The 598-nt window shown below is 64.2% G+C and carries 1 protein-coding gene; it reads left to right on the forward strand.

Translation table 11 applies throughout. The features are described 5' to 3' along the window. A partial coding sequence (locus OB916_RS16965) for an SPFH domain-containing protein (RefSeq protein ID WP_315910478.1) occupies window positions 1-598 on the forward strand: 598 nt, incomplete at both ends.

The following is a 598-nucleotide window of genomic DNA, read 5'->3' on the forward strand; positions in this document are numbered from 1 at the left end:
TCCCGCCGTTCGTCTCGAAGACCTACGCTTTCGATATGCGTACTCAGACGCTGGACGTACCGCGCCAGGAGGCGATCACCCGTGACAACTCGCCGGTGACCGCCGACGCCGTCGTCTACATCCGGGTGATGGACGCCAAGAAGGCGTTCCTGGAGGTCCAGCAGTACGAGCGTGCGGTCTCGAATCTCGCCCAGACGACGTTGCGGGCGGTGCTGGGCGACATGGAACTGGACGACACGCTCAACAAGCGCCAGGAGATCAACGCGAAGATCCGCAAGGAACTCGACGAGCCCACCGACGAGTGGGGGATCCGCGTCGAGAGCGTCGAGGTCCGAGAAGTCAACCCGAGCACGGACGTCCAGGAGGCCATGGAGCAGCAGACCTCCGCCGAGCGCCGCCGCCGTGCGATGATCCTGGAAGCCCAGGGTGAACGCCGCAGTGCGATCGAAAAAGCGGAAGGGGACAAGCGCTCGAACATTATCCGCGCACAGGGTGAAAAGCAGAGTCAGATCCTCGAAGCACAGGGGGACGCCATCTCGACGGTTCTCCGCGCCAAATCCGCCGAAGCGATGGGCGAACGCGCCGTCATCGAGCGCGG

Origin of the sequence: Halapricum hydrolyticum (assembly GCF_025517535.1) — an archaeon.
GTDB lineage: Archaea > Halobacteriota > Halobacteria > Halobacteriales > Haloarculaceae > Halapricum > Halapricum hydrolyticum.